This window comes from Paenibacillus sp. 1182 (assembly GCF_017833915.1).
Classification (GTDB): Bacteria; Bacillota; Bacilli; order Paenibacillales; family Paenibacillaceae; genus Paenibacillus; species Paenibacillus polymyxa_D.
On record NZ_JAFICR010000017.1, the window covers coordinates 84,489 to 106,645 of the forward strand.

Sequence of the window (22,157 nt, forward strand, 5' to 3'; positions counted from 1 at the left end):
AAAATCCCCTCATCAGTACGTAACTATTATAATGTAAACCCTTACTTTTGTCGCTCGTCTCCTTTTTCATTTCCACTTTTTATACATTTAAGTTGACTAACTAAAAGAATGTGGTACATTTAAAATTGCTTTTAAAAAACTTTGACTTGAATCAGAGGGTGATTTTACATGTGTGAACATACTTATCGAATTTTGTTGTTTTACAAATATGTCAACATTGAAGATCCTGCCACCTTTACGGCAGAGCATCTGGCTTACTGCAAGGAGCTGGGCGTCAAGGGAAGAATCTTGATTGCTGCGGAAGGAATCAACGGAACACTGTCTGGTACAGTAGAGCAAACGGAGCAATATATGCGTGATTTGCGCGCCAATCCGAAATTCCACGATATCGTTATTAAAATAGATGAGTCTGACGGTCATGCGTTCAAGAAAATATTTGTACGCCATCGTCAGGAGCTTGTTACGCTGCGTCATGAAGATGAGCTGGACCCTAATGAAATTAGCGGTAAGCGTCTGTCACCAAAGGAGTTTTATGAACAGCTTCAAGATGAAGATGTAGTTGTTCTGGACGGACGTAATGACTATGAATATGACATCGGTCATTTCCGCGGGGCTATTCGCCCCGAAGTCGAATCGTTCCGTGAATTTCCACAATGGATTCGCAACAATATGACTCAGTTCAAAGACAAGAAAATTCTGACGTACTGCACCGGAGGTATCCGTTGCGAAAAGTTATCGGGTCTTCTGATCAAAGAAGGATTTAACGATGTAGGCCAGTTGGATGGCGGCATTGTGACTTACAGCAAGGACCCGGAAGTACAAGGACGTTTGTTTGACGGTAAATGCTACGTATTTGACGAACGAATCTCGATTCCGATCAATCATACGGATGAGGACGTCATTGTCGGCAAGTGCTTCCATTGTGAAACGCCGAGCGATCATTATATCAACTGCCCAGTGTGCAATCTCCAGCATATTGCATGTCCAGATTGCGAAGAACAGCATCAGCACTATTGCTCTGACGATTGCCGAACCAAAGCGGAAACCGTAGCTACTGCATAAATTGGCAGTATCATTGGTTCATTATAATAAAAGGGATGCCCTATTAGCCGTTCATCATGGCTGTGGGCATCCCTTTTATTGTTTTCACAATAAGTGTCGTAGGCTTCATAGTATATACCTATGGCCTTGATTGTATTTTCATCTTGGACGGGCTCGAAAGTAGCGTCTTATAATGGAAAATGTCATTACAGAAAGGATGGGTGGAATTCATGATTCAAATCGTACTTTCAACTCTATTATCGGTTATCGTTCCGCTGTCCATTCCGGTGATCGCCGGATTTTTACTTGGAAAATTCATGAAGCTGGAAACGAAACCGCTCTCGACTTTGTATTTATATTTTTTAAGCCCCGCCATGATTCTGGACACGCTACTCAAAGCACAGCTTACCTGGCATGATGTGGCGCAGACTGCCGCTTTTTCAATATTAAACCTGCTGCTGTTGTGGGGAATTGCACAATTAGCAGGGAAAATCTTTAGACTGAGCACTCCGGAAACGGCTGGACTTACCTTAATCTCCACACTCACCAATAGTGCAAATTATGGCCTGCCCCTAATTTTACTTGCCTTTGGGCAGCTCGGTCTGGATAAAGCCTCCGTGTATGTCGTCATCCAGATAATTATAGTCAATACCATTGGCGTTTATTTTGCAGCCCGCTCTGAATTTTCTGTTCAAAGTGCTGTTAAGTCGGTGTTTTCACTTCCTGCGATCTATGCAGCTCTACTCGCCATGGGACTGCGGCTACTGGACTGGCATCTTCCCTCAGGGATTCAATCAGGCGTCTCGATGATTGCTGCTGCCTATTCTCCGGTCGTGCTGGCGATTCTGGGTACCCAGATGGCTTATGTAAAAATATTTAAGTTGGAGTCGTCTATTAAAAAAGCCAGCTACGCCGGACTAACAATTCGGCTTCTACTCTCCCCACTTGCGGCTTGTCTTGCTATGCTGATACTGGGAATTTCAGGTCTTTTGTTCTCCGTTCTCTTCATTCTGGCCTCAATGCCGGTTGCTGTAAATGCTGTCATTTTAGCAGAAAAATTTAATGCATCGCCAAAACTGGTTTCCACCTGCATCCTGTGGAGCACGCTTGCCTCATTCCTGATATTGCCTATTCTGATTATGTTGGTGGCAGGTTAGCGAGAAAAAAAGACTCTCTACACCATAGAGAGCCATGCGCGATTCTGTCTCCATTCTACTTGCACAGGCGTTTCAAAAAAAGCACTAAGCGTTTCACTGCTTAGAATATCAGTCGTTTTACCTTTAGCAAATACCGTGCCCCGGCGGATTAAAATCGTATGCGTGTACATCGGTAGAATTTCTTCGATATGATGTGTAACATACAGTAAATTCGGCGAAGCCGGCGACTCCGATAACTGGCGAATGCTATCCAGCAATGCTTCCCGGGAAAAAAAGTCCAAACCATTACACGCCTCGTCCAAAATCAGTAGCTTGGGCGAGGCCATTAATGCGCGGGCGATAAGCACTTTCTGCTTTTCTCCCTGTGAGCATCCCTGATACAACCGATCCACGAGATGAGCACACCCCAGTTGCGTCATAAGCTGAACGGCCTGTTCATAATCTGTATCCGTCGTCTGATCATAAAGTCCAATGGAGGCAAATTTGCCACTAATAACAACATCCTGCGTACGCTGACTCCCATTAATTCTTTCCTGTAAAGAGGAACTGACCCAACCAATAGATTTGCGCAGCTCCCTCAGATCCACATCCCCAAAGGTATGGCCCAATACATCAACACTACCTGTGGTTGGCCATATGTAACCGTTAATCATATTGAGCATCGTTGTTTTACCTGACCCATTCAAGCCGAGTACAGCCCAGTGCTCTCCCTCAGCTACCTGCCAATTGATTTGATCTAGTATGGTGCGGTTATCTCTCTTCCAGCTTACATTGTTAAGTTCAATGACAGAATTCATGGCTGTACATCCTTTCTATTCGTCGTATCATCAGATGTTTATACGCATAGTAAAGATCATCATTAGTACGTCTAGCTTCTCTTTCATGTAAGCATAGCACAGGGTCACAGGTTGTTCAATTTTAAATAACCCACTCCATTGTTCATATAGGAGTGGGCTGGCAATGAAGCAATCCACTAATCAAGATACTTTTTCTTTTTTAGAATCCTTAATTACATTCTTATCTTTGTTCTTATCTTTATTTGTGTCTTTGCTTGGGACCCTAACCTTCCTTCTTTCATTAGCCAGTCGCCAATAGCCTAATACTTTACGGTACATGGACTTATCTGATAATTGGTTAAAAATATATGGGTCTGGCTTCGTATTCACCTCAATAATCCATGGGGTAAAGCGATGATCCAGTCCAATATCCACACCAATTTGCCGGAAATTTGGATATGTTTTTTGCAGTTGTTTGGCGATGGTAAGACCCAGTTCATTTAGTTTCTTGACCAGCTCCGCCTGTTTGCTTTGCGATAAATGGGATTTTAGTAACTGCTCCAAGGCCATCGGCTTGCCACCACTATGATAGTTAGTCACGATTTTACGGGGATGACCCAGACGTCCAATAATTCCAGTAGACTCCCATAGCCCTTTTTCATTACGCTGCACCATGACCCGAATATCAAAATAACGCATTTGATGGCGTAGTAAATGGATTCCCTTTTGAATAAGATAACTTTTCTTCCCCGTATGTTTCGATAGGCTGGTATATAGTGCATCCAAATGTTTAAATTCTTGACGCGTTTCCTCATATTGATAGGCGAAACGCTGGCCAGCCTCCTGCTCTACTCTCATTACACCTTTACCAAAGGTACCTCGCTCGGGTTTTACATAGACCATACCGTATTTCTCCAGCATTGACTTCAAATTTGCTTTGTTATATTTGCGAGTTTCTGGTACATAAGGTTTGATGCTTCCATTCTGAAGCAACAATTGGGTTTTATGCCATTTGCTGCGCGACGCCTGCGCTTGTGAAGAATTCACTTGCCCCTCTCCTCTCTACTCTCAGGTAGAACGCTCTTGTTAAAAAAGATCAATCTATCGTATGCGCTAACTCCCCATTCGAAGCTTCATCAGCCCTGTCCTGCATAGAAATGGACGTTTGACCTTGCCCGGTCGAAAGCGCCTGTCCAAGCATACGATATTGGGAGACGCTGGGAGCGTATATTTGCACATATAGGGAGTGAATAACATGTCAGCGCAATCGGATGGTCCACGGAAGGGTTCCCTTACAATCGATGTTCTGATTCCCGCAATTGATAAAGATATTGCCACACTACCGCTGGTAATTGACAGTCTGCGCCGTCACGTGCAGCACCGAATTGGAAATATTTATATCGTTTCACCGCAAAGCACCGGGATTCGCCGTCTGTGCGTAAACAAGAAATGTACATTTATAGACGAAAAAACGGTGCTGCCCATTACCAAAAAACATATCCATTACGGAACAACGCGCTGGGACCGTTCAGGCTGGCTGTATCAACAATTGCTCAAAATGAATGGCGACAAAATCAGTAAAGCCTCTTTTTTCCTCGTCATTGACGCGGACACGGTTTTGATTCGTCCACATACGTTCCGTAAAGACGGAAAAACGATTTTTTACTACCGCAGCTGGAGCCAGCCTGAGTATTTTCGCACCCATCACAAGCTGATGGGCGTTAAAGCTCCCTCACCAAAGTCCTTTGTTACTCATTATATGCTTTTTGAAAAAGCGCGGCTTACCCAGCTCAAGCAAGTTATCGAGGCCCGTCATGGAAAACCTTGGTACAACGCAATTATCCACAGTATAGACCGGACAAAACAGTTTGGGTTTTCCGAATATGAAACGTATGCCAACTATTTATACAGTAATCAGCCCTCTCGGATGATTTTGCGCAAGTCATTGAATAAAGCGCTTCATCGTCGGGCTTCTTCCCTGTCGCAAAAACAATTGGATGTCTTGGCTAAGAGCTATCGCTCCTTATCTTTTCATCAACGCAAGGTGTACCAGCTTACTCCAAAAACAAAGATTGAATCATCGCTAAAATAGTTTTTAAAATCCTGCAAAATGATGCAGTCCAAAATAGATCTGCATTGAAGGAGGAAACGTCCGTGCGCATCGTATTATTATGCGGTGGTGCCGGAAAACGGCTATGGCCACTATCCAACGAAATCCGGTCGAAGCTGTTTCTCCGGTTGTTGTCCGCTCCTGACGGGCATAAGGAATCTATGCTCGGTCGGGTGTACCGTCAGCTTACCTTAACCGGGCTGGATTCCTCTGCCCTGCTTCTGGCTCATCGGAGTCAGGTAAATCTAGCCTTTCGCCATACAGAAGGTCGTCTGCCCGTTCTGGGCGAGCCTGCCAAACGTGGAACCTTCACCGCTGCTGCACTGGCAGCTGCTTATTTTCACACCAGAGGCACAGGGCTGGATGAAGTTCTCTGCATTGCCCCAGCGGACATGTTTGCAGGAGAGGATTTCTTCCATAGCATAGCAGCGCTCTCCGGCATATTGTTTGAGAGCGGAGCCGATCTGGCTATGCTTGGGACAAGGCCCACTCATCCCTCCGACCAATACGGCTACGTCGTTCCGGGTCTGCAAATGATACGGGAAGGGAAAACTTCCTATGCGCAAGTTGCTCGCTTCACAGAAAAGCCGGATCTCCCCGGAGCACAACAGCTTATTCATCAGGGCGCGCTCTGGAACTGTGGTGTTTACGCTTTTACATTACGGTATATGTTGTCCTGTATGGAGCGAAGTGATCTGCCGCTGAACGATAAAGCATTATGCGCGATGTATGATAGCCTCCCCGTTCGCAGTTTCGACGAAGAGATTGCAGAGCGTGCCGAACATGCCATCGTCCTGCCCTACGATGGCGAATGGCACGACATCGGCAACTGGCAGGCTCTAACAGAGCAGCTAAACAGTCAAGTAATCGGGCGTGGACAGATTAGTGGGCAGACTCACGGCACGCATATCGTTAATGAGCTGCCCTATCCACTTCATGTCATTGGTGTGGAAGATATTATTGCTGCCGCGAGTCCCGATGGCATTCTCATTGCGTCCAAGAGCCATGCCCACGTAATCAAGGAGCAGCTAGGTAAACTTCAACTTCACCCCATGCATGGTGAAACCTCTTGGGGCAGTTACCGAGTGCTGGACGAATTTGATCATCGGAGTCTGAGCGATATACTGGCCATACGGCTGACGGTACTGCCAGATCAACGTTTGAATGGCCGTATTCACGGCAGTGGACTTAAAGTATGGACGATCGTGTCCGGCCGGGGAGAGGTCATGCTGAACGGAGAACGTTTTGCTGCGGCAAGCGGTTCTGTATTTAGCATTCCGGTCGATACGCATCACACAATCCGTGCCGATCTGGATACACCACTGGAGCTAATTGAGGTACGTCTGGGAAACAGCTTGGTGAACGCCTTCTATAAATCCGAGTCCTGACAACACATAGATCAGGATTTTGCAAAATTTGATTCCAGTCGCTCCAAAGTGCAATATATAGACGAACTAGAGCATTTCGATCTATATATTGTTCATTGGAAGTCGCTTATTGGATTTTTGCAAAATCCTCAGATATAATGCACGCTACGGATTCTGAACGAAGGTCGCAGGTCGCACATAAAAAATCGCTCCTGAGCAAGGTGAAAAAGTCCTTGCTCCAGAAGCGATTTTATTTTGTGATGCAGTTACCTTTGACTATTCCGGCTTCTTTTAAAAAATGCTGAACGATCTCCAACTGATAGTGTATGCGTACTTTCTTGGGCAGGCTCCAACCCGTTTCCACGGTAACCGCGCGTGCACCTAAAATACGGGCTACAGCGGTGCGGGAGGAACCTGGAAGCTCATGCAGCCGAAGGTTGAAATGTCGGTCGCTCACCTGTATGGAGCGATTCATTCGCTTAATAACCCGACGAACCGCAGGAACCACCGGGTTGGCCTTGTTGGAGATTAGCGTTTGACCAAGCACCTCGGCATCCTTTTGTGACAATCCATTGGCCTCATGCAAGTCAAGATACCATTCAGGTTGATGCTTTTGTGTTAATTTGAATAGAGCAGCGGAAAGTGGTTGTGTTGCCAGCTGCTTTTTTTTGCGCGGAAAGGTTCGATTAAGATCAGGTATTCCTCTAATCCGTTTGCGGTAAGCCTTTTGGTTTACAATCGGTACAATTATAAGCTTACCCTGGCTAATTCGCAGTTTTTGCTGATTCAAAAGCTTCACCAGTTTCTCAGCAGCTCGTATGCTAGCTATTTCATTACCATGTATCCCCGCGACCACCATCACACACGGACCTTTCTGCCCCCCTGTGACTATATAATAAGGAGTTGCCCAAGAGCCATTTCCGAGCATATATCGTTTGACCTGCATCCCCTTCACCTCCGTATAGGCTGTCGTTGTCCTCTCTTCTGTTCTCGCCGACGGATGATTTCACGGTATAGTCTTAAGTAGTTACTGGTCATCTGTTTGTTGGTAAATCTTTGGTTGACATATGAACGAAGCTGCGCTGGTGACGGATAATTTTTTTGCTGTGCCTTTCCTGCCATTTGGCTAACTGATTTGCAAATCAACTGTGGAAAGCCCAAGAGTACCTCGGGAACGGAGCCATTTTTTAATGCCAGCACCGGTGTTCCACAAGCCATGGCCTCGACCATTACGAGTCCAAATGGCTCTTCCCACAGTGTCGGAAACAGCAGACACTCTGCATGTTTCAGCAGCTTCTGTTTCTGAGCACCTCCAACTGCACCTACATAGCGTATATTCGGATTACGCTGAATTCGTTTCTGAATCTCTTTACGGAAAAATTCTGGAGCTTTGATAGGACCTGCAATAAGCAGTTTTTTTCCTGTTCGTTCTGCAACCTGAATGGCCTGCAATACACCTTTATCTCGTATGATTCTGCCCATAAACAGCAAGTAGCCACGCTTCTCACTGCTGAACTCGTATTCATGGGTGTTGATACCATTATAGATATAAAAACCTTTGCCCCTGCCCATCAGCTGACGCGCTCGTTTACTGACATATACCGGGTTTTTACCGTGTCTCTTCACTGGAAGATGAACGGTGCATACTGATGGACAAGGCAGCTTCCTACGTCCCACAGAAGAACGAAAAGTATGATCATGAATGATATGTGTGTTGGAAGGCATATGCCGGAGTACATATTGGGGGATCTGACTTTGTTTCAAACCCTTGGGGTAGGTAATCAACCGCGCACTGCTCCTGCTCCCACGGGCGGCAAACAGCGATACATGATGCCCTCGTCTCACCAATTCCTCAGTTAATTCATGCACGACCTTTTCCGTTCCGCCTTTGTTAGAGGGTACCGGCTGTGCATCGGGATAGTTGGAAATGACCTGAACAATGGTTAGACGCCGTTTTTTGAGTGCTTTATTCTGCCTTGAAGCCATACGAATTCCCCTTCCTGACCGGAAATACGGTGTGATCCTTACGATGTCAACGGGAATCAGAGCATACTCCCGTACAAGTTATAAATTGTAGTATATAGGTATGTATATTTTGCGTGATTGCTTGTGCCAATCGTCTGCAAGTCGTTTTTTGCCATACGAGCCTATCTATAAGGGGAGTCTATACAATTTGTCAAGCTAAAATTAAGGAGAAAATTCTCATCGTTTTCTAATAAATGAGGACAAAGCGTTGGGGTAACAGGTTTGTAACCATGAGTGGTAAATTCCGGACATTTTATTTGTGTTATTGTCATTTCAGGACATCAACACAATACGAATAACGGAGGAATTTATATATGAAACGTACTTCAAAAAAATTGTGGATGGGTATTTGCTTTACTATGACTTTGGCATTGAGCGCAGGGAGCTTCGTCGTTGGGCCAGCCACCACTCATGCCGCTTCGGCAAGTAAAGCTGATCAGATTATTTCTAAAGGTTCCCAGTTTATGGGTGTGCGTTATGAGCATGGAGCCCCAGCAGGCAATACAAGATCTTTTGACTGCTCTTCGTTCACTCAATATGTATTTGCACAAAATGGCATCAAGCTTCCACGTTCGTCCAGACAGCAATCAACTGTTGGCACTTTCGTACCGCGTAGTCAGCTGAAAAAAGGCGATTTGGTCTTTTTCTATGCGCCAATTCATCATGTAGCCATTTACATGGGGAACGGCAAAATTCTGCATACGTATGGTAAAGGCGGCGTAACGGTTACAGATCTAAATTCGGGCTGGTGGAGCCGCAATTACACAACAGCACGTCGTGTCCTCTAGGATAAATTTTAGTTGATTCCCATCCACCGAATGCTTAACTTACAAATAACAATAAAAAGGGCTGTTCCGCGAGTAGATATTTCTACTGGAGGGACAGCCTTTCCTTTTGTCTTTGGGGCAGCGTGACGATGACTACCGTTCCTTCTCCTTCTACGCTCTCCATACGTATCGTACCCTGATGAGCATCTGTAATTGCCTTGGCAATCGGCAACCCCAGCCCGGTCCCTCCAGTTTTACGATGCCTGGAGCTATCTACCCGATAAAATCGTTCGAAGACCCGCTTGATCTCGCCCTCAGGTATTCCGATCCCATAATCCTTAACCCGGATATAGACATCCTTTTTATCTTTAGATAAGCCTATTTCAATCTCATCCGAGCTGTATTTTAATGCATTATCCAGTAGGATCACTAGCAATTGCTTCATTTTTGTCAGGTTGGCATCCAGCCAAATTTCTTTCTCTTCGGTTAAAATAGAAATTTGACGATCATGTACAGGCTTGAGATGCGCTACTACCTGTTGACAACAACCGATCATTTCTATCCGCTCATGCGGCTCAGGGTCTTTCTGCTGTGAGGAGGCAAGAGTCAGCAACTGCTGTGTCATCGTACGCATTCGCTGAGTTTCTTCATAGATCGATTCAATGGATTCCTTATGAATGTCCTCATCACGCGTGCCCCACCGCCGCAGCATGTTGGCATAGCCCTCAATAATCATAAGTGTGGTATTCAGTTCATGTGAGGCATCTGAAACAAACTGCTGCTGGCTCTGAAAGCTTTCTTCTAATCTCTCCATCATTCGGTTAAAAGTAGCGGTCATTTGGGACAATTCATCTTGATTATGACTGCCAGCGGGGATTTTTTTAAATTTTAAGCTTCTCTCAATTTCCTGCATCGTTTGAATACTACTGGAAATCGGCAGCAATATGGCATTCGCCAAAATCGTGCTCCCTACCAAACTTAGCATCATTGCTCCTACAGTCGAAGTGATGAGAATCGTATTTAAAATATCGAGATTGGTTTCGAGTGCATCCCATTTTTCCACGATCTCCAGCGTTCCCTTCTGATTGCCCTCCGGAGAAAGCACGGGGAGATGGATTACCAGAATTTTATGACCCTGTACATCAGTCAATTGAGAGCTTTGAGAAGTGTTAAAACGAATATCGCCCAGCTTAAAGCGTGACTGGCGACTTACTTCATACAGAAGTCGGGATTGCTGATCAAACACCCTCAGAATAGTATCTCCGGAAAGCTCATCTTTCAATTTTGGACTCCATGCATTCTTCAGAATCATGGTATGTCCGGTTTCGGCAATGATTTCAGTCCACTTATTTTGCAGCACTTCTCTTTCATTTCGCGTAGCGATTTTGACGAACAACAAATGAACCGTGACATCCACAAACAGGAGTATTATCATCACTAAAATAGAACTGAGCAGGGTGATTTTGGTCCGCAGCTTCAATGTTCTTCCTCCCTGATGCAGTACCCCACACCACGTACGGTTTTAATTAATTTCTTTTTGTATCCATGATCAATTTTTTTGCGAACATACCGGATATACACATCTACGACATTCGTATCACCAACAAAATCAAACCCCCACACGTTCTGAATCAATTCATCCCGCTGCAATACCTGATTTTTGTGCTCCATCAGATAGAGAAGCAGATCATATTCTTTGGGCGTCAGTTCGATTCGGTTTCCTTCCCGCACCACTGACCTAGTCTTGCGTTCCAACACCAAGCTATCCACTTGGAGCCTGGACGACAACTTGTCCTCTTTTTGTGAAGCGGTAGCTGTTGGCTCCATTTGATGCCTCATACTGGCCCGCATCCGCGCTAATAACTCCTCAATCTCAAAAGGCTTCGTAATGTAATCATTGGCACCTTCATCCAGACCTGAAACCTTATCAGGAGTCGTGTTACGTGCAGTGACCATAATTACTGGTGTATGATTGTTCACTTTTCGAATCTGCTTCAGCACCTCGACCCCGTTCATTTCCGGCAGCATGACATCCAGAATGATGATATCCCATGTACGTGCTAGAGCTTTTTCCAATCCTTCTCTGCCCGTTTGTGCGATTTCAACTGCATATCCTTCATGGGATAACTCCAACTGAAGCAATCTGGATATCTTCTCTTCATCATCAATGACCAGCACCGACTTTTCCATCGCAAAACCACCTATTTCTATAGAAAAAGCAAATGAGTAACGGAAATGACATTCATTTTTTATTTGATTTTAAGCTTTTATCCGTGTAGTCGCTCTATAATATAACTTTGTTATTCAATTTTTTGATGTTAAGGAGTAATTTATTCATGTTAATTAATGTAGACTATGCTTTATTTCACTGGATCAATGAACTCGCTAATTCCCTCGCCTTTTTGAATGGAACCATGCGTTTCTTGGCGCAATATGCACCGTATTTATTCGGAGTGGCTTTGCTGATTTACTGGTTCACCTTTAAAATGCCGCATCGAATGATGGTTTTAGAAGCCGTTATAACGGTTTGTATCGGCTTTGTAATTAGTTGGGGTCTTGGACATTTGTTTTACAGAGATCGGCCTTTTGTCGGACATTCAGTCATTCAGCTTATTCATCATGATCCCAATGCTTCATTCCCGAGTAACCATGCACTTGGAGCGTTTTCTCTGGCTGCCATTTTATGGCTTCATCATCAAAAATTTCGTGTTCTCTGGGTTATTTTAGCTGTACTCATCGCAGTATCCCGCGTATGGACCGGAGTGCATTATCCCTCGGATATTTTGGCAGGTGCGCTTATTGGTGCAGGTTGTGCCATCGGCGTTCATCAATTCATTCGAAGTCGGAAGCTACCTGGCATCTTTATGCAGGCGGCTATTATATTTTATGAAAAATGGGAGCAGAAGCTGGGGCTCAAGCCTGGTGAACAGGCCAGAACCAAGATGACTGAACACACTTCCTCTGTCCAAATGAAAAGCAGACGCTAAAGCGTCTGCTTTTTAGAAACTTCATTATTTATGCAACCCGTTATGCTGTCGATTTAGAGCGAAGTGACAGCATTCGTCGTTCTTCGTACCGCTGATAAAACCAAATACAAGCTGCCATCCAGCAGCCACTCATAAAATAGCCACCCACAACGTCGCTCGGATAATGTACGCCCAAATAAATGCGGCTCGTCCCGATTGCTACAATCAGCAGGCTGCTGAGTACAATAAGAAGGATACGCCCCAGCCTAGAAGGAACATGCTTCCACACTAAAAATGTCAGCGCCGCATACATGCTGAAAGCTGTCATGGAATGTCCGCTTGGAAAGCTGTATCCATTCTCTTCAATAATACGGTGAATCTCCGGTCTCGCACGCTGAAAAAGTACTTTCAGTATCGTATTCAGCATTACCGATCCCAATACACCAGCCGCCAAAAAAAGCAGTTCTCTGCGGTGTCCCAATACTCTATAGAGCACGAACATGGCCATTAAAACAATGATCACAACTGGAATTCCGCTGCCGATCATGGTGAAAAATTTCATTACACGGGTCATGGCGGGCGACTCCAGTTGTCCAATAACCGAAATAATTTCCTGGTCAAAATGCCGAACTTGATGGTCACTCACCCATAATGCGATTAAGCCAAAACCGAATGCACATACTATACATGTGAGCAGAGCCAAGGAAATGGGCAGCTTTGTTGATGTTTGCTTCATTTTCTGTAGTTCCTCCATAATATTCATTGCGTGATAAAACAAAGTGCAGCATTAGCTTAGATATAGGTCTTACTTTGCCCACTTTTCCCTTATCATTTCATTAAAAGAATTAGTTGCATCCTCCACATAATGAAACCCGTTTTCAAAAAATATCACTTTCAGAATCATTTTATAATATAAGAAATTCATATTGACTACAAAATCGCAAGCGGACTGTAGCGAAAAAAGCAGCAACAAAAAAGGACGCCATTCAAGCCTTATAAACGGCTCGAATGACATCCTATGATTACACGTGGCATACTACAAACGTAATTCCCAAGTTAAACAAGCATCATCTACTAATTAGGTTGGTGTGACTTCTCCAAGTTTAACCTTACTCTCTGCTTCCTCTATTGGATAGCGTCTGCGGAACCACAGCGACTGAAGCAGCAAGAAGGTGCCGCTTACTGTCCAATATAATGGCATGGCAGCAGGGGCATTGAAGGAAAAGACCGCCATCATAATCGGTGAAAGATAGCCCATGATCGCAAATTGCTTGCGCTGGTCAGGCGTCATCTGAAACTGAGAAAGCTTGGCCTGTGCCAAGTATACAATTGCGACGACGATTGACAAAATCCAGTCCGGCTGTCCGAGCCGGAACCATAGGAAAGAGTGAGATGCGAGCTCCGGGGTTAAGCGGATTGCTGTATACATACCGCTCAAGATCGGGAGCTGAATGAGAATAGGCAGACAACCGATATTAAGCGGATTGAATTGATGTTCTTTGTAAAGCGACATCATTTCCTGCTGCATACTCTGCTGGCTGGTGGTATCTTTCTTGTTTTCATACTTCTTCTTAATTCGGTCCAAGTCGGGCTGCATAGCGCTCATCTTGCGCTTCATACCCTGCTGGGCACGCGTTTGACGCATCATAAGAGGCAGTAAGGCCAGACGGACAATGAATGTCAATGTCATAATCGCCAGCCCAAAGCTTCCACCAAACCATTGCGCCAATTGCTGAATAAGCCAAGAAAGCGGGAACACCACGTAATGATTAAAAAATCCGGGTGTCTGTGCATTTATCTCCGCAGCATTCGCACCACAACCAGACAGTAGCATGACCACCGCCAACGCTACCATTAATCCAAATATCCGTTCTTTTTTACCCCAAAAGGTGAATCCCTTGAATCGTTTCATATGTTCCTCCTCGTTGATTGGCTGTGCCATCGTTCAACGAGGGAGAACAATCGGATGCATCTTCATCCGGCGCTTCTTTACGCCGGATATGTCGGGCCAGCCGGACAGGCATGTCCTGTCCACGGGCAGACATCGGCATCTGCGGAGAGGCATGAGACCTCACGGGCCCACCTTCGACCCAGCATTCGGGTACATTGCCGTGCAAATGAGCGAGATACGTATAAGTCACTGTGCACAGCAAACCGATTGTAAATAAATAAGGGAGTAGGTCTTGAAGCTCAAACAAGGGATTCACCTCCTTCGGTTTGTTGCTACAATTATAGCACGAAACCGGACAAGCGACTAATCTTTAATTAGAGATACGGGTTGGATCACAAGCAACTGAAATAATTATTTCTGCTCCTTCGGTCTAATGCTCAAATCCGGTGGAAGGACGCTCTATATTACGGTAAAAACTTAACGGATAGCAAGCATACGATTCAATGCTAGTACAGCATCCTGTCTGATCTGAGCATCCACACGAATCACACCCACAGGCTCACCCCGGTCAAACTGTTCCATTGCCCACAGCAAATGGGGAAGATCGATCCGGTTCATGGTCAGGCAGGGACACATATCTGGATTGAGCGATTCAATGTGCTGTTCAGGGTACTGCTGCTTGATTCGTTGCACGAGATTCATTTCTGTGCCAACAGCCCATTGGGTCCCTGGCTCTGCCGCACGGATGGTATCGATGATGAATTTTGTGGAGCCCGCGCAATCTGCGAGCTGTACGACTTCATAAGAGCATTCGGGGTGAACGATGACCCGGACGTTCTTATCACGCTCGCGAACGTTGCGAATATGATCTACTGTAAACTTTTCATGAACGGAGCAATGCCCTTTCCATAAAATAATTTTTACGGTTGCTGGGTCCTGTTCAGTCTCAAGCTGATCTGTCATTGGATTCCACACGGCCATTTCATTTAGCGGAATTCCAAGATCGTAAGCTGTATTGCGACCTAAATGCTGATCCGGCAAAAACAAAATACGTTCCTTTTGCTTCAGCGCCCACTCCAGCACTTGCTTAGCATTCGAAGAAGTCACGGTAGCCCCACCATGCCGTCCTACAAAGGCTTTGATCTCTGCTGTGGAATTTACATATGTTAACGGAATGATCGTATCTCCTACCAACTCCTGTAAATGCTTCCATGCTCGTTCTGTCTGTTCCACATTCGCCATATCTGCCATCGAGCAACCTGCACGCATATCCGGCAGGACAACAGTCTGTCGATCGGTAGTCAGCATATCCGCTGTCTCCGCCATAAAATGTACCCCACAAAATACAATGAACTCCGCTTCCTGATTTTGTGCAGCCATTTGAGCAAGCTGTAGAGAATCTCCTGTTATATCAGCAAACTGAATAACCTCGTCCTTCTGATAGTGGTGGCCCGGTATAAGCAGCTTGGGTCCCCATTTTTGTTTCAGTTCGGCCACTCGCTGCTCCATTTCAGCAACCGTCAGTGTCTTATAATGCTCTGGCATAAGCCCTCGATTTCCTTGTAAAACGTCAAGCATAGACATTAGAATCCCTCCATATCGATGCGGCTGATCGTTCCGCTCTCAGCGAACAGATAACCGCTTTGTGTACATTCATATTTACAAGTGTCTTGACACTTATATTTACACATGCCTACAATAATCTCAAGAGTTTTTGAATGGAATTATTTTTAAGCAGGGAGGATTTGGTGTGATTTATCTCGACTATGCCGCTTCTACACCTATGTGTGGTGAAGCTTTAAATATGTTTAACGTATTAAATAAGGAAATGTTCGGAAATGCCAGCAGCCTTCATGATGCGGGCGGTCAAGCAGCCTACACGCTGGATTACAGCAGGCAACGAATAGCAAATATGATTGGCGGGCAAAAGGAAGGCATCTATTTTACGACAGGGGGAACAGAATCCAATATGCTGATTGTGCAATCGATCCTGAACGGGTTGCCGCAGCATAAAAAGCATTGGATCATGAGCGCTTTGGAACATCACTCGATGTACAACCTTGCCACTTTGCTGGAACGTCAGGGCTATGAGCTGACCATTGTGCAACCGGATCGGGAAGGACGAGTGACTCGTGAAGCTCTTTTACCTCACCTGAGAGAAAACACCGGACTTGTATCCGTACAACACGCCAATTCGGAAACGGGATTGGTTCAGGACCTTGCTGCCTTATCTCCCCTGCTACGCGAACGGGGTATTTTGCTGCATAGTGATGCGGTACAGACATTTGGGAATATTCTCGTAGATGTAGAAGCCATGGGAGTAGATGCACTCTCTGTATCGAGCCATAAAGTGTATGGCCCCAAAGGCGTCGGAGCTGCATATCTCAAACCCGGAACTCCTTGGCGTCCCGTGTACCCTGATACAATACATGAAAACGGATTTCGTCCTGGAACGGTTAATGTTCCCGGGATTGCAGCCTTTGTCGCGGCGGCAGAAATGATGACCGAACAGATGGAGTCGCATCAGGAGCGATATGCTTCCCTGAGAAGACACTTTATTACGAAAATTCGGGAAAGATCCATTCCGTTACGTTGGGTGGTACAGGAAAGCGAGAATAAAGCAGCGCTTCATCATATAGTAGGCTGTTTTTTTCACGGTTACGAGGGACAATATGTTATGCTGGAATGTAATCGCAGAGGTGTCTGTATATCCACTGGAAGCGCATGTGCTGCCGGACACCACGATCCTTCGCCTGCCTTACAGGCGCTTGGAGCATCCGGCCGTGAAGCGTTACAATTTATCCGTGTTTCTTTCGGAAGAACGACCACCATCGAGGAATTGAATGTATTGGTAGATATTTTGACAGACCTGACGCATCGAAAAGAAAGGAGCTTATCCCGTTGACTGAATCTTTAAAACGGTCAGGTACGGATCGCCGCGAACAGCTACTATTGTGGCTCAAGAGCGAATCACCACTGACCGGGAGCGAACTGGCGCGCAGATCCTCCGTCTCCCGACAAGTAATTGTACAGGATATTTCCCTGTTAAAAGCAAGCCAAGAGCCTATCCTTGCAACGAGTCAAGGATACATTTATATGGAGCCTGCGGGTCAGGCAACTCCCTTAGCCTCACGTATTATTGTGTGTAAACATCGACCTGAACAGACAGAAGAGGAACTAAAGCTGATTGTGGACTACGGTGTAAGTGTGCAGGATGTTATTGTTGAGCATCCGGTATACGGGGATCTGACTGCTCCGATACGGGTTGGAACTCGCAAGGAAGTGGACGATTTTATCCGTAAAATCAGCTTCACCCAGGCCACTTATTTGTCCCAGCTGACGGGAGGCATCCACCTGCACACCTTGAATGCCTCGGATGAAGATAAAATTAATGATGCCTGCGCTGCATTGGAGCAAGCAGGCTTCCTAATGACGGACTAACTTAGTGCACTTAGCGGAGTAAAGAAAATCCTGTCCAGTGTATGTGGAGTGCAACTGTGCTCCACATGGACGGTATGTAAGCAGCGAGAAATAAAAAAATCCCGGCCCCCTCATATAAGGGAATCGGGAATGAACTATGTGAGCTTAATTTCAAGCAGCTCATATTTAATTACAGCCATGGGTGCATCCACATGAATGATACTGCCCACTTCTTTTCCCAAAAGTGCCTTGCCTAAAGGACTCTCATAGGAAATTTTGTTATCAAGAACATCCGCCTCAGCAGGACTTACAATTTTGTATTCCATCTTTTCTGAAAATTCGATGTCATTCAAAATGACAGTCGATCCAATACTAACGGTTCTAAGGTCTAAATTACTCTCATCCACGACCCGGGCTTTGGTCAGCATCTTCTCCAATATGAGAATGCGGGTTTCCATAAACGCTTGGTCGTCCTTGGCTGAGTGATACTCACTATTTTCTTTCAAATCGCCGTAGCTGATAGCCAACTTAAGGCGTTCGGCTAGCTCCTTGCGTTTTACGGTCTTCAGTTCCTTTAGCTCATCCTCCAGCTTGGCCAATCCCTCTTTAGTTAACAATACTTCTTCATTCGACATATTTTATCTACAACTCCTATTTCAGCATTTTGCTTAATTCCAATTCAACGCTCAAAAATACAATAAACGAACTAAACCGTTTTAGTCTAAACATTGCTGATTGAAAACGCTCTGGGATTTATGCAATTGATCATTTGGCTTGCTTTATTGTAGTTTACTCTAAATCGGACCAACATGCGAAATAAATTACTGGATAACAGTAGCCAACTGCCTTCAGCCAGGGTGATTCTTATAGTAACCAATGCTCTCTTATTCGCATATCGTATGATCATAACGTATTTTGATGAGCACTGTAGTGCCGCTGTCCTTGTCCCGAATTTTCATAAAAACCAGGCAAGAACAGTATATGGCGGGAGGAAGATTCAATGGCTTCCTTAGGAAAGAACGGCAATGGGAATGGCAATGGAAACGGGAATCGTAAATCCAAATCCCCACCTAACGGTCAAAAGAAAAATGGATTAAACAGTAATTCGGCTATCTTTTCCGCGCTTCAAGGAAAAAATGTGGAGGTCCTTGTGGCAGCCCTCCTACTAACAGGAAAACTAAACGTCGATTCGGTGACTTTATACAGACAAGCAACATTGTTTTTAGGACTCACAGGAAAATACAAAACACTAGCATCCACTCCATCCAATGTCGATAATATGGTGAAATTTTTAAATGATAACGGGAATATGACACTGGACCAGGTGATACAAGCCTTTTCACAGAAAATAAATAATTAACAAGTGGCGAAAGGAGACTTATGTGGTGAGTGAGTTTGATGGAGAATATTTTGCAGAGGTTGTCATTATTGTGATTCTAGTTGCCATGTTCTTCTATGGCTCCTCAGATATAGAGGGACTTTCCGCTTCGCCAACCCAATCCTAAAATGATAATTCCCGCTTCGTAAAAAATAAAAAAGCATCTATAGACTCTCACGAGGTCAATAGATGCTCTTACTTTTTAACGGCCCATCATTTCTACTTCATGGCCCTTTACTTCTACACTTATCGTTTGACTAGAAACTTCTCCTGAAGCATTGACTAACTCGGCCCGGTACTCATATGTACCCGGCTTTTGATTTTGGATGCTGGTCACTGCACTTTGGGCCTGCGGACTTTGGCTCAGCAGATCCTGCGCGTCGATCAGCTTTCCGTTTTCATACAAGTTGTATTTCGTCGCATTTGTGCCCCACCACATGTTCATAGCAAGAGTATAGGCACCATCACCATCCCAATTGTCATGAGACAGCACTGGAATGCCAGGAGAAGCATCGGTCACTTCGACAGTTAACGGGTCGCTGGTCGTTTTACCAGAAGCGTTGATCAGTTCTGCAGTATACGTGTAGGTACCGTTGGTCTTACCTGTAACAGGAATGACTGCATGCTGTGCTCCAGGAGAAGCCGCTTGCAACGATTGAGTGCCAATCAGCTTGTCATTTTCGTACAACTTGAGTTCATCACCATTCGTACCCCACCACAGATCCATAGTGATGTTGTAATTGCCATCCTTCAGCCCAGTGTCCTGCCCGTTATCATGCGACAGCACAGGTTTACTCGGCACTTCACCTACACCAGTCTTTTCGACTCTAACAGTTACAGGATTGGATACGACCGTTTTACCATCCAAGGTAACGCTGGCTGTAATCTCCGCGCTCCCCTCTTTTAGGGCCTTAAGTTCTCCATACGTATCCAGCGAAACGGATTCATGACTGCTGACATACTGAACAGAAGCGCGGTTTAAATCTGCTTCGCTGCCATCTGTCAGCGTACCCTTGAGATGTGTCACTGCCGTATCCCCAATGTTGAGGGTCGTTTGATCCAGTGAAAGCTCTACTTCTTGCAACTCTGCACCTGCCTGAGCTGAAAAATCATCCAGTCCACGCGGTTTCAACTGATAATTCCCTTTGAAAATCGCCGAAATTCCTTTTAGCTTCACGTGCTGTCCTTCTTGATATGGAAAAGTTGTCCGTGTTAAGCCTGTACGTGCATCGACACGCACATGGTGACTTACTTCACCTGATACTGCATCAAATTCAAACGAACCTACGGGAGTCGCGTCTATCACATTACGAATCATTGCCGTAGGAAGCTCAACCAACTGTCCTTGGCTCGCATCACTGAGTTGGGTGACTTGTACAGCTTCTGGAAGTTGTCCTTCTCCCGTTTTTTCAATTGCCACTGGATCGGTTAACTCTAGCTCACTATTAAACAGTGCCAAGCTTGCTGTAAGCTTTACTCGATCCCCTTGGTGAAAGCCGCTTTGGTTCTGATATACATAAATACCGCCACTTTCATCCTGCATGTAAAAGGCTTGACCACCGAATACACCTGGTTCTGTCGTCACAACACCCTCTAAGGTCACGACTTTACCAGCCGGGAGACTCCGTGCTTCTGCGACACTGATACGAGCTGGAACCGTATTGCCTTCCTCAGGCAACGGCTGGGCCGGGACATCAGACAACACGACGGATTGAGTCAGCAGATTGCTGCCGTTTTGCCTCAGTCTAAGATTAGCTGAACCACTGGTTCCCGGCTTGATTCGCACCGTCAAGTCCTTATAGGCATGCCCTTTGCCGTTGGACTCCAGACTAAATGTTCCGCTATAGCCGTAAGAGGTTGGCCAGCTTCCATCCGGATTTTGAATCTGGGCTACTTGATTGCCGCCCTCTATATAAATACCTGTGCTGAATCCGCTAATCGTACTATTGGGAGCCAGCTGATCGGCAGTAACTCGAATTTGAAAAGGCTGTGCATTGGGCAGCTGCTCTTGACGAACGATGTTGTACACAGGCTGCGCACTGGCTGTAGGTCCGCCATAGGACCCTGCTTTGAAGGTTCGCTGATCCCACCATTTGTAGCCAGCTGCGGGAGCGGACCAAGGCTCGGCTTGTGGTTCCGTGGAAGCCTGTGGCTCTTCAAAAGGCAGTAATGCCGTCGGCTGGTCCAGCTGTAAGCTTTTCACTTCCGTCAGGCTGGTATACTCCTCCTTCTTGGACAACCAGTCTACGATATTGACCAGTAACTCGGCGTCATCCTGCTCCTTAAAGCCGTCATAGGTTGTCTTCTTGGTTCCTGTCTCTTCGCGCAAATATTTTGGCGTTGCATCTTCGACAGGAGACGAGTCCCCAATGAAAGCAGCTTTGCCTAGTCCTACTTTCGATACAACTGCATAAGGTCCTTCCGGAATGCCGCCTCCATTATACACGCCCTGATCTACCGCGTTGCCCCAAGCCTGATTGGTTTTAGGTAGATATACGATTCCCTTGGCTTTCGCTGGGTCGATAATTGCGAGTGTTGATCCTGCATGCATTGCCACATTACTCACTCCAGCTGTAATGCCGAACGCCTGTGCTGGCTCGACAATCTGATTGGCCGTGATATCGCCTAATGCATTGTAGCGAAAGCGCACACCAAACTGGCTGCCCAGCCAATCTGAGCTGACTACGCCCTGCATTGCTGCCGAGCTTTTTTCTTCCGCACTCATTCCCTTCGCAGGGTCTTCCCATGCACCACGACGATAGCCATTAATGCTCTCCGATCCGTCCCAGCGATTCTTGTTGCGGTCCGCGTTATAATGATCTCCAATGAAAAAAATACTATTGCCTGCTTTTACATACTGCTCCATTGCAGCCTGTTCGCTCTGTTTAAAAGGAATATTCGGCTCTGCTGTAACAAATACATCATAATTCTTTAGATCATTGTAAGTAATGGGCGTAGATTGGCGAAGCTCGTGTACATCATAGCCATTGCTCGCGAGGGCTTGGCCGAAGTCTGAAAATCCACCATCAATCACCCAATCTGCTGCGCCAGCTGTCTGTCCATGAGTATTATCAAACAGCACTTTTTTACCAGCGTTCTCATTGACCACTTTCGCTGCAATGAAGGGGGCTGGGTCCGCCGGACCTTCTGCCCGTACCGGTTGCATGCTGCCCGCAACACCAGCATGCAACGATAAAGTGAAAACCATAGCAGTTGCATATTTGAAGCTACGGGATGTAAAACGACGAAAGATTCCCAT

21 protein-coding genes are annotated in these 22,157 nt (G+C 45.7%); 9 read left to right on the plus strand and 12 right to left on the minus strand.

Going from position 1 to position 22,157, the window contains the following annotated elements; translation table 11 throughout:
- The first annotated feature begins 168 nt into the window (after nucleotides 1–168).
- Both trhO and JOD82_RS25715 read left to right on the plus strand, forming a co-directional pair.
- Nucleotides 169–1,062, plus strand: coding sequence for an oxygen-dependent tRNA uridine(34) hydroxylase TrhO (gene trhO, locus JOD82_RS25710; protein ID WP_209950193.1), 894 nt, complete (start codon nucleotides 169–171; stop codon nucleotides 1,060–1,062).
- A 209-nt stretch (nucleotides 1,063–1,271) separates the two neighbouring features.
- Nucleotides 1,272–2,198 carry an AEC family transporter gene (locus tag JOD82_RS25715; RefSeq protein ID WP_069011667.1) on the plus strand — a complete coding sequence of 309 codons (927 nt, stop codon included), beginning with the start codon at nucleotides 1,272–1,274 and terminating at the stop codon, nucleotides 2,196–2,198.
- Between the two features lie 17 nt (nucleotides 2,199–2,215).
- Here JOD82_RS25715 and JOD82_RS25720 read toward each other — a convergent pair whose 3' ends face one another.
- Together JOD82_RS25720 and JOD82_RS25725 are read right to left on the minus strand one after the other, a co-directional pair.
- A complete protein-coding gene (locus JOD82_RS25720; protein ID WP_069011668.1) occupies nucleotides 2,216–2,995 on the minus strand; it encodes an ABC transporter ATP-binding protein in 780 nt (259 codons plus the stop codon).
- Nucleotides 2,996–3,175: 180 nt separating this feature from the next.
- Nucleotides 3,176–4,021: a YheC/YheD family protein gene (locus JOD82_RS25725; protein WP_069011669.1), complete on the minus strand. Its 846-nt coding sequence runs from the start codon at nucleotides 4,019–4,021 to the stop codon at nucleotides 3,176–3,178.
- Between the two features lie 208 nt (nucleotides 4,022–4,229).
- On the opposite strand from JOD82_RS25725, the gene JOD82_RS25730 reads away from it, so the two are divergent.
- Both JOD82_RS25730 and JOD82_RS25735 read left to right on the plus strand, forming a co-directional pair.
- Entirely contained in the window at nucleotides 4,230–5,066 is an 837-nt protein-coding gene (locus JOD82_RS25730; protein WP_029514869.1) for a DUF6492 family protein, read from the plus strand.
- A 62-nt stretch (nucleotides 5,067–5,128) separates the two neighbouring features.
- A complete protein-coding gene (locus JOD82_RS25735) occupies nucleotides 5,129–6,472 on the plus strand; it encodes a sugar phosphate nucleotidyltransferase (RefSeq protein WP_029514867.1) in 1,344 nt (447 codons plus the stop codon).
- A gap of 229 nt (nucleotides 6,473–6,701) precedes the next feature.
- Here the strand turns inward: JOD82_RS25735 and JOD82_RS25740 are convergent, their stop codons facing one another.
- On the minus strand, nucleotides 6,702–7,397 hold the full coding sequence (locus JOD82_RS25740) for a succinylglutamate desuccinylase/aspartoacylase family protein (protein WP_069011670.1): 696 nt from the start codon (nucleotides 7,395–7,397) through the stop codon (nucleotides 6,702–6,704).
- A gap of 5 nt (nucleotides 7,398–7,402) precedes the next feature.
- Complete coding sequence (locus JOD82_RS25745) at nucleotides 7,403–8,437, minus strand: glycosyltransferase family 4 protein (protein ID WP_029514864.1); 1,035 nt, start codon at nucleotides 8,435–8,437, stop codon at nucleotides 7,403–7,405.
- Nucleotides 8,438–8,790: 353 nt separating this feature from the next.
- On the opposite strand from JOD82_RS25745, the gene JOD82_RS25750 reads away from it, so the two are divergent.
- The gene (locus JOD82_RS25750; protein ID WP_029514862.1) at nucleotides 8,791–9,264 is read left to right on the plus strand and encodes a C40 family peptidase; all 474 of its coding nucleotides are present in this window, start codon (nucleotides 8,791–8,793) and stop codon (nucleotides 9,262–9,264) included.
- Nucleotides 9,265–9,346: 82 nt separating this feature from the next.
- Here the strand turns inward: JOD82_RS25750 and JOD82_RS25755 are convergent, their stop codons facing one another.
- Both JOD82_RS25755 and JOD82_RS25760 read right to left on the minus strand, forming a co-directional pair.
- Complete coding sequence (locus JOD82_RS25755; RefSeq protein ID WP_029514860.1) at nucleotides 9,347–10,723, minus strand: sensor histidine kinase; 1,377 nt, start codon at nucleotides 10,721–10,723, stop codon at nucleotides 9,347–9,349.
- Nucleotides 10,720–11,433: a response regulator transcription factor gene (locus JOD82_RS25760; protein WP_069011671.1), complete on the minus strand. Its 714-nt coding sequence runs from the start codon at nucleotides 11,431–11,433 to the stop codon at nucleotides 10,720–10,722. The genes JOD82_RS25755 and JOD82_RS25760 overlap by 4 nt, the downstream gene beginning before the upstream one ends.
- Before the next feature lie 146 nt (nucleotides 11,434–11,579).
- Here JOD82_RS25760 and JOD82_RS25765 point away from each other — a divergent pair, with 146 nt between their 5' ends.
- The gene (locus JOD82_RS25765) at nucleotides 11,580–12,230 is read left to right on the plus strand and encodes an undecaprenyl-diphosphatase (protein WP_029514856.1); all 651 of its coding nucleotides are present in this window, start codon (nucleotides 11,580–11,582) and stop codon (nucleotides 12,228–12,230) included.
- A 40-nt stretch (nucleotides 12,231–12,270) separates the two neighbouring features.
- Here the strand turns inward: JOD82_RS25765 and JOD82_RS25770 are convergent, their stop codons facing one another.
- From JOD82_RS25770 to nadA, 4 genes are all read right to left on the minus strand, one after another.
- Nucleotides 12,271–12,945, minus strand: a complete 675-nt coding sequence (locus JOD82_RS25770; protein WP_029514854.1) for a phosphatase PAP2 family protein — start codon at nucleotides 12,943–12,945, stop codon at nucleotides 12,271–12,273.
- 342 nt (nucleotides 12,946–13,287) lie between these two features.
- On the minus strand, nucleotides 13,288–14,121 hold the full coding sequence (gene yidC, locus JOD82_RS25775) for a membrane protein insertase YidC (protein ID WP_069011673.1): 834 nt from the start codon (nucleotides 14,119–14,121) through the stop codon (nucleotides 13,288–13,290).
- Nucleotides 14,087–14,407: a hypothetical protein gene (locus JOD82_RS25780; RefSeq protein ID WP_013310179.1), complete on the minus strand. Its 321-nt coding sequence runs from the start codon at nucleotides 14,405–14,407 to the stop codon at nucleotides 14,087–14,089. The genes yidC and JOD82_RS25780 overlap by 35 nt, the downstream gene beginning before the upstream one ends.
- Before the next feature lie 170 nt (nucleotides 14,408–14,577).
- Nucleotides 14,578–15,684, minus strand: coding sequence for a quinolinate synthase NadA (gene nadA / locus JOD82_RS25785; RefSeq protein WP_165150061.1), 1,107 nt, complete (start codon nucleotides 15,682–15,684; stop codon nucleotides 14,578–14,580).
- A 166-nt stretch (nucleotides 15,685–15,850) separates the two neighbouring features.
- Between nadA and JOD82_RS25790 the strand changes: the two genes are divergently transcribed.
- Both JOD82_RS25790 and JOD82_RS25795 read left to right on the plus strand, forming a co-directional pair.
- Nucleotides 15,851–17,005, plus strand: coding sequence for an IscS subfamily cysteine desulfurase (locus JOD82_RS25790; protein WP_069011676.1), 1,155 nt, complete (start codon nucleotides 15,851–15,853; stop codon nucleotides 17,003–17,005).
- Nucleotides 17,002–17,541 (plus strand): transcription repressor NadR, encoded by a 540-nt coding sequence (locus JOD82_RS25795; protein WP_069011678.1) that lies wholly within the window; start codon nucleotides 17,002–17,004, stop codon nucleotides 17,539–17,541. The genes JOD82_RS25790 and JOD82_RS25795 overlap by 4 nt, the downstream gene beginning before the upstream one ends.
- 134 nt (nucleotides 17,542–17,675) lie before the next feature.
- Here JOD82_RS25795 and greA read toward each other — a convergent pair whose 3' ends face one another.
- Complete coding sequence (gene greA / locus JOD82_RS25800) at nucleotides 17,676–18,155, minus strand: transcription elongation factor GreA (protein ID WP_013310174.1); 480 nt, start codon at nucleotides 18,153–18,155, stop codon at nucleotides 17,676–17,678.
- A gap of 365 nt (nucleotides 18,156–18,520) precedes the next feature.
- Between greA and JOD82_RS25805 the strand changes: the two genes are divergently transcribed.
- On the plus strand, nucleotides 18,521–18,880 hold the full coding sequence (locus JOD82_RS25805) for a hypothetical protein (RefSeq protein ID WP_029514846.1): 360 nt from the start codon (nucleotides 18,521–18,523) through the stop codon (nucleotides 18,878–18,880).
- A gap of 220 nt (nucleotides 18,881–19,100) precedes the next feature.
- Here JOD82_RS25805 and JOD82_RS25810 read toward each other — a convergent pair whose 3' ends face one another.
- Nucleotides 19,101–22,157: an endonuclease gene (locus JOD82_RS25810; RefSeq protein ID WP_209950194.1), complete on the minus strand. Its 3,057-nt coding sequence runs from the start codon at nucleotides 22,155–22,157 to the stop codon at nucleotides 19,101–19,103.